Source organism: Desulfonatronospira sp. (genome assembly GCA_003563255.1).
Classification (GTDB): domain Bacteria; phylum Desulfobacterota; class Desulfovibrionia; order Desulfovibrionales; family Desulfonatronovibrionaceae; genus Desulfonatronospira.
In genome coordinates this window covers 1-7,355 of sequence record PWSL01000523.1, presented here as the reverse complement: position 1 = coordinate 7,355, position 7,355 = coordinate 1, and the positions used below count along the sequence as shown (strand labels likewise).

6 protein-coding genes are annotated in these 7,355 nt (G+C 48.7%); 1 reads left to right on the top strand and 5 read right to left on the bottom strand.

Annotation, left to right across the window (positions count from 1 at the left end):
- The 5 genes from QZP87_RS15190 to QZP87_RS15170 all read right to left on the bottom strand — a co-directional run.
- The coding region (locus QZP87_RS15190; RefSeq protein ID WP_291323772.1) for an aldehyde ferredoxin oxidoreductase N-terminal domain-containing protein at positions 1 to 1,020 on the bottom strand (1,020 nt) is incomplete at its 3' end.
- A gap of 48 nt (positions 1,021 to 1,068) precedes the next feature.
- Positions 1,069 to 2,397, bottom strand: coding sequence for a TRAP transporter large permease (locus QZP87_RS15185; protein ID WP_291323771.1), 1,329 nt, complete (start codon positions 2,395 to 2,397; stop codon positions 1,069 to 1,071).
- A 16-nt stretch (positions 2,398 to 2,413) separates the two neighbouring features.
- Positions 2,414 to 2,929, bottom strand: a complete 516-nt coding sequence (locus tag QZP87_RS15180; RefSeq protein ID WP_291323770.1) for a TRAP transporter small permease — start codon at positions 2,927 to 2,929, stop codon at positions 2,414 to 2,416.
- 43 nt (positions 2,930 to 2,972) lie between these two features.
- Positions 2,973 to 3,968 (bottom strand): TRAP transporter substrate-binding protein, encoded by a 996-nt coding sequence (locus QZP87_RS15175; protein ID WP_291323769.1) that lies wholly within the window; start codon positions 3,966 to 3,968, stop codon positions 2,973 to 2,975.
- 98 nt (positions 3,969 to 4,066) lie between these two features.
- The gene (locus tag QZP87_RS15170) at positions 4,067 to 4,927 is read right to left on the bottom strand and encodes an NAD(P)-dependent oxidoreductase (RefSeq protein WP_291323768.1); all 861 of its coding nucleotides are present in this window, start codon (positions 4,925 to 4,927) and stop codon (positions 4,067 to 4,069) included.
- 624 nt (positions 4,928 to 5,551) lie between these two features.
- On the opposite strand from QZP87_RS15170, the gene QZP87_RS15165 reads away from it, so the two are divergent.
- Entirely contained in the window at positions 5,552 to 7,159 is a 1,608-nt protein-coding gene (locus tag QZP87_RS15165; RefSeq protein WP_291323767.1) for a sigma 54-interacting transcriptional regulator, read from the top strand.
- Positions 7,160 to 7,355: the final 196 nt, after the last annotated feature.

The window sequence follows — 7,355 nt, the reverse complement described above, 5'->3', positions numbered from 1 at the left end:
CAGGGCATTGCAGCGTTCATGTCCCCTGCAGACCGCATTCAGGTCTCCCACACCGCACATGGAGCCCAGTGCGGCCAGGGTTTCATATTCCGGTCCCCCATACCGTTTTTCTTCTGTGTTGCTTACCCTGCGCTTGCAGGCAACAGCGCATTTATAGCAGGTATGAATACCTTTACTGACTTTCTCATATCCTTCCCAGCCCAGGCCGGCAGCATCCTCAAACTGGCAGTCCCTCCAGTTCCGGGTGGGCAGAATGCCCGAGTTCTGCTGGGCCATAAGATGCTGCACCGTTCCGAACTTGCGCATGTTAATGCTCGGCATATGTTCTGCGATTCTTTTAAGATGCCATTTGTTGATCTCGTCCAGCTTATCCGGGTCAGCCAGGGACATATTTCCAGAGTCTCCACGCACGGCCACGGCTTTTAGATTTTTAGATCCCATGACCGCTCCCATGCCGCATCTTCCGTTGGCATGGGCCAGTTCATTGATTATACAGGCCAGCCGGACCATGTTCTCGCCGGCCGGACCGATAGAGGCGATGCGGACTTTCTTGTCTCCCAGCTCATTCTTGATTATGTCCAGTGTGGGAGCGTTTTCCTTACCCCAGATATGAGCGGCGTCGCGCAGTTCAACCTGACCATTATTGATCCAGAGGTATACAGGCTGGGGAGATTTTCCATTCAATACTACCGCATCAAAGCCGGCATGCTTGAGTGCCGGTCCGAAATAACCAGCCGCCTCGGACTCTCCAAAGCCGCCGGTCAAAGGATTCATGGCTGCTGCTGTATAGCGGTTGAAACCGGATATTCCGCTGCCGCAAAGTACGGATGCCGCAAACACCAGAACATTGTCCGGTCCCAGGGGATCAGCCCCGGGTGGAATGTGCTTGAGCATGTACCATGAGGCAAGAGCTCCCCCGCCCCAGTAGGTGCGGTACCAGGCATCATCATGCTCATCCACGGACCAGGTCTGGTTGGTCAGATCCACGACCAGTATTTTTCCGTTGTAACCAAAAGGCATATTAAGACTCCTAATTATCTTTTTTCTACTGCCGGGTCCTGGATATTGCTACCTTCCGTAGCCCAGAATGAGCTCAGGCAATATTGTTGAAATTTTTGGGAAGAAGACTATCAAAAGAGTACATATCAACATGGCTATTATGTACGGAATAACTCCCACGGCGATCCGCTCCACTGAAACATTGGAAATACGCGAGGCTACAAATAGATTGACCCCCAGCGGCGGAGTGGACAGAGCTATCTGGTTGGTGAGCACAAGGATGATGCCGAAGTGCACCGGGTCGATACCTATAATATGGATCATGGGCATAAATACCGGTACCAGAATAATGATGGTGGAGAGGGTCTCCATGAACATCCCCAGGATGAGCAGCACACCGACAATCATGAGCAGGATTATGTAGGGATTTTCCGACACGCTAAGGGCCATCTGGGCCATAAGTTGCGGGGCTTCCTCAAAAGTCAATATTCTTCCGAACAGGGTGGAGGTACCCACTATCAAAAGAACCGCACCACAGATCAGCGCGCCTTCCAGTAAAGACTTGTACACCGCAGACAGGGTCAATGCGCGGTTTATCACGAACCCTACAAACAATGCCCAGGCGATGGCCAGCACTGAAGCCTCCACCGGGGTAGCCAGGCCTGAATAGATGGATCCGAGGATTATAAACGGAGTTATCAGGGAGAAAAAACCCTTCACACAGCTGAGCAGAAAATGTCTCAAATTAAAAGGCGGAAGCTCTTCGCTGCGGCCGAACCCTTTTTGCCGGGCAATCAGCCAGGCGGTTATGCACATTGAGAAACCGACGATAAACCCCGGAAGAAAGCCGGCTGTGAACATAGCGGTCACAGATACGTTGCCCAGGATGGCATAAATTATCATGGGATTGCTGGGCGGGATCAGCAGGCCGATGGTGCCCCCGGACGAGGCTACTGAAGCGGCGTATTCCTTGCTGTATCCTGTGCGGATCATGGCCGGTACAAGAATGGTGCCCACAGCGGCTACCGTGCCCGGCCCCGAGCCGGAGATGGCTGCAAAAAACGTACAGGCCACAATAGTGGTCAAGCCCAGACCACCATACATTCTGCCCACCAGCTGTTTGACCACGTCTACGATCTGCTTGGTGATATTGCCGTATTCCATGAGGGTCCCGGCGATCACGAAGCAGGGAATGGCCAGCAGGGGAAAGATGTTCAGACCGTCAAAGATGGAGTTGTGTATTACGGACATGGGCAGGTAGCCACCGTAGCTCAGAGCTAGTGCCGAGGCTACCGCCAGGCTCATGAACACGGGCATGCCCAGTAGGAACATCCCGCCCAGCGACAGGAGAACCATTGTCAATATACTGATTTCCAGTGAAAATATGCTCACTTCCATGACTGCCCAGCCTCCTTTAGTGAACCTGCTCCACCAGTTCTGTCAGGTTTCCCTGCCTCCAGCGCCTGAGGTATCCCTCAAGGATACGCCAGCTCATGAGCACAAACCCCAGTGGAATGATCATTTCCACATACCCTCTGACGATTCCCAAAACCGGAGAATATTCGGGAAATGCCAGTCCCCCGGAAATCACTTGCCAGCTCAACCAGGCAAAATAGAGATTGAAACCGACCCACATGAGATCTGTGAAAAAACGGAAGGCAAGACGGACTTTAATGGGCATCAGCATAAACTGGGCGGAAATGCGTACATGTGAGCCATGCTTGGCCACCAGGGCCGCCCCGATAAAAACCGTCCAGATAAAGGCATAACGGCTCAGCTCTTCTGTCCAGGCCATGCCTGCACCGGTGGTCCAGCGGACCCCGACCTGAATCATGAGGCAGGCGACCATGATCCCCATGGTCAGAGCGCAAAAAATCTCTTCGAAATTATCGTAGAGTTTGCCGATAAATCGCAGGAATATTTTGGCCATGGCTGCCTGCCTCCTGGTTTAATGTTGACGAATGTTTTATGCCCTAGTTTTCCATTATGGCCATGGCCTCGTTAATGACTTCTTCGCCGCCGACCTGCTCATGGAATTTGGGCCACAAAGTCCGGGCCTTTTCCATCCAGACCTCTTCATCTTCCAGCTGATACAGCTCCATTCCATTATCCAGGCAGTCCTGCAGGGCTATCTGATCCTGTTCGGCAGCCCATTCCCATTCATATGCCGCAGCTTCAGCGGCAGCCCTGGTAACCAGATCTTTGGTTGCCGGATCAAGACCCTGGTACCATCTTTCGCTGACCAGCATGGGACCAACCCACAGCAGATAGTGCAGTTCAGTAATATATTTCTGGACTTCCCAGAACTTCTGGTCCCGATTTACCGCGTGGGGGTTTTCCTGCCCGTCTATTACTCCCTGTTGAAGAGCGCTGAATGTTTCAACCCAGGCCAGAGGATGGGGTTCAACTCCCCAGGAACGAAAGGAATCCAGCTGAATTGCCACAGGAGGAGTCCTGATTCTCAGACCCTGCAGATCATCGATGGTTGTTACAGGATGTCTGGAGTTGGTCAGATGACGGTATCCGCCGATAAGCCAGGAAAGGGGACGGGTACCGCTTTGGGACGCGATTGTGTCGGCTGTTCTGGCGTTGAATTCCTCATGCTCCAGGAGAGTGTAAGCCTTCTCTATTGTTGGAAACATGTAGGGCAGATAGTAGATGTTGGCCTGGGCAGCAAAAGGGGTCAGGTTGCCAACCGCCAGCACGGCCAGGTGGATTTCCTGGTTGCGCAGCTGTCTGACATTGGCCTGTTCATCTCCCATGGAACCGCCATAGAAGGTCCGGACATTGATCTTTCCATCGGATTCGCGTTCCACAATCTCCTTGAACTTGTTAATGGCCGTGGTGTGCAGACTGCCTTCAGGGTTGGCTGTGGCCGCCCTGATGGTCATGGACTGGTACTCGGCCTTGGCCGGAGATACTCCCAGCAAAAGCGCCAGGGCTGCAAGGGTTAATACAAGCTTCTTCATACTGTTTCTCCTTTGGTTGAGGATTATATGCCTATATATTAATCCGGAATTCACCGCACCGGTTTTCCCCACTCTGGATTGGGATCAGGCCGGAAAATTTATTCACCAACAATTTTGCACACAGCGTTGCAGTCTTCCTGGCCAAACCCGGATTCACTGCATTTCTGGAAGTACTTCAGGGCAGCCTCCATGGCTTTTAGATCCAGATTCCAGGCCCTGGCCATTTCCAGGCCTAGACGCACGTCTTTCAGGGCCAGGTCCACGGCAAACCTGGGTTTAAAATCGTCAGCAGCAATCCAGGGACCACGGACATCCATCTGAAAACTGCGTGCTCCGGTATCGGACAGCAGTTCGAGCAGTTGGTTGCGGTCCAGCCCTGCCTTCTCTCCCACCCGGATGCCCTCGGCCAGGACAGCCACGTTGGTCATGCCTATCATATTGGAGATGAGCTTTACCGCGCAGGAAGCCTCAATGCTCCCCACATAATTGGGGATACCGATGATCTTGAAAATATCCTGGTACTTGTCCACCAGGGCCTTGTCACCGCCGATGAACATGGGTTCCTCAGCCTTTTCCGCATGGGCCGGAGTTTTGCCCAGGGTGCATTGAATATAGCCAATTCCCTTGGCTGCAGCTGCGGTATGCAATTCATTGGCTGTGCCGGGATCTATGGTGGAAAGCTCAATATGAGTGGCTCCCTGGCTCAGTTTGGTATACAGCCCATCATCACCCAGCATTGTACCCTTAACATGCCCGGGCAGGGGAAGACTGGTAAATACAAGTTCACAGCCGGCCAGATCGGACAGAGAGGCGGCCTTTTCTCCAGTGCTGCCTGCTTCCAGTGTCCGGTCCACGGCTTCTTCTTTCAGGTCATAGACAAGCACGTTCTTACCTGCCCTGATCAGGTTTCTTGCCAATGGTCCTCCCATGAGTCCCAGTCCGATATAGCCAATCTGCATAAACGCACCTCCTGTAAGCATTTTATATAGTGTTTATTCAGGATAAAAAGGGTTGGTTCTCAGCAATGTATCTGTTTAGCGCTTTTAAGGAAAGCAGGGGACAGGCACTCCGGGACCCACTTCAGCATCATTTTGTGCTTAAAATATCTCATTTTCTGGGACAAGCGGGTCCCGGAAGAGCCAGTCCCCGTGCCACACATGCAAAGCGCTAAACAGATACCAGCAAAAAAAGTGTTCTACCAAAGTTAAGCAAGCCTTATTCCAAATTAGCAAGTGGCTTGCCAATGACTTATCTGCCTGAAATTAAATATTTCTTTAGCAGGGCCAATCTCTGCTGAAAAAAACTTTGTGCCCATATATAGACATTATACCTTAATTTGGGCACTATATACGGGCAACAGGCCAGTATGGAAATGCATAAGTCAGGCAGACAGATACGCGCAAAATATGATGAATGTAACCATTCAGGGGGTGTCGGAACCGGCCCGGGGACAGTCCCCGCGATACCTTTCCTGCACAAATTCACAAAGTTCTGGCGTGAAATTTTGTGAAGCTGCATAATCATTACTTAGCGGGGACAGTCCCCTGGCCTTGTGCCAGTAATCACCAACGAGGACTCCCTGAATGGTTACTGATAAATGGTATAATCGGGTAGGAGTAAACAAAATGCCCCCAAAAAAGCCTTCAAGTACAATTTCCTCTGAAGTTATCACCAGAGAGTTGGTCAGGGGAGTAAGCTCTACAACCTCCAGGTCTTCTTTTTTTCAATCTCTTTCAAGGCTGATCAAACAGCAGTTTTCTTTTGATCGCCTGTGCATCAACTTATACGACCCCAACAGTGAGCTGATAAGCTTCTTTGCAGCAGCGGAGGGAACTGTTGTAAATGCACTATCTCCAACACGCAAAGCTGAAAAAGTTACTGTTGCAGGACATGTTATATCAACAGGAAAGCCTGTAGTAATAACAGATATTGCCCAGCATTTCACAGAGTCAATGCAAAACCCTCTGGCTGAGGCTGGACTGAGAACCACTATGGCATTTCCTTTAATTCTAAATGACGATATTATTGGAACAATTCATTGTTCTTTTGTACAAAAGCCTGAAAATCTATACACAATAATGGAGTTTTTTTTGGAGATATCACCTTACGTTGCCATTTGCATTGGTGCTTTGATAGCAATCGAGCAAAATGAGCGGGGGATTGCAACAAATATTACTTATTCCAGCGATTTGAGTAGCTCTCAGGAAGATTTTATATATGTGAATCCCAGAATGCGACAGGTTATGAAAATAGCTAATAAATTAGCCAGACTCGAGATACCCGTTCTTCTTCTTGGTGAGACTGGCACTGGAAAATCTCACTTGGCGAATGTAATACATTCATTAAGCAATCGTCACAATAATATTTTTGTACATGTCAATTGCCCTGCTATCGCTTCAAGCCTTTTTGAAAGCGAGTTTTTCGGACATGCCAAAGGAGCTTTTACCGGGGCTGCATCATCAAGAGTGGGCAGGTTGGAACTTGCTCAAAAGGGGACTTTGTTCTTGGATGAAATTGCAGAACTAAGCCTTGAAATGCAAAGCAAGATATTGCATGTGTTGGATTATCAGAGTTTTCAGCGAGTCGGGGAAAGTATTTCCATTCCAGTACAGACCAGAATTATCGCAGCTACTAATATAGATGTTGAAAGGGCTTTAAAGAAGGGTAAATTACGCCAGGACTTTTATTATCGATTATCGACATATATACTTGAAATACCACCACTGCGAGAGAGACCAGAAGATATACCAGTGCTGTCCAGATATTTTATAAATGAATTATCATCATCACTTGGATTGCCAAAAATTACATTATCAGATGAAATTAATCATATTTTTTTAGATCACCATTGGCCTGGAAATATAAGAGAATTAAAAAATATCATAAACCAAATTCTAGTTAATAATTTTATACATAACAAACTCGATTCTAAGACCATAAAAGAGATGTTATTAATGGTTGATTCGAATTATAATATACAAAAAAATAATAATCAAACTGATAATATAGAAAATATCGATATTAAATATATGAATCTTCAGGATGTTGAAAGAAGACATATTAAAAATGTATTGCATATTACAAAGGGTGTTATTTCCGGCCCTAAAGGGGCTGCCACTTTACTGGGCCTGCCGCGTTCCACACTTCATCATAAAATGCGGAAGTTGGGCATTTGTGTGAAGACTTCTTAGGCGGGCTGTGCCCGCAACCCAAGAAAAAATTCTTAACTGCCCGTTCGAAGACTCACTCAAGACGCAAAGGTCGCAAAGGAAGTCAGGAAGGTTTTTTCATTTGCCGGGTAGCGGCAAATGAAAAGGCAGCCTTGTCCAAAACCGTTTCCCGGTTTTGGACAAAACATCTGCTTCGCGACTTTAACTTTGCGTACTT

Coding starts and splice junctions, on each gene's coding strand:
- QZP87_RS15185 (WP_291323771.1), bottom strand. CDS start 2,397: ATGGAAGTGAGCATATTTTCACTGGAAATCAGTATATTGACAATGGTT.
- QZP87_RS15180 (WP_291323770.1), bottom strand. CDS start 2,929: ATGGCCAAAATATTCCTGCGATTTATCGGCAAACTCTACGATAATTTC.
- QZP87_RS15175 (WP_291323769.1), bottom strand. CDS start 3,968: ATGAAGAAGCTTGTATTAACCCTTGCAGCCCTGGCGCTTTTGCTGGGA.
- QZP87_RS15170 (WP_291323768.1), bottom strand. CDS start 4,927: ATGCAGATTGGCTATATCGGACTGGGACTCATGGGAGGACCATTGGCA.
- QZP87_RS15165 (WP_291323767.1), top strand. CDS start 5,552: ATGGTTACTGATAAATGGTATAATCGGGTAGGAGTAAACAAAATGCCC.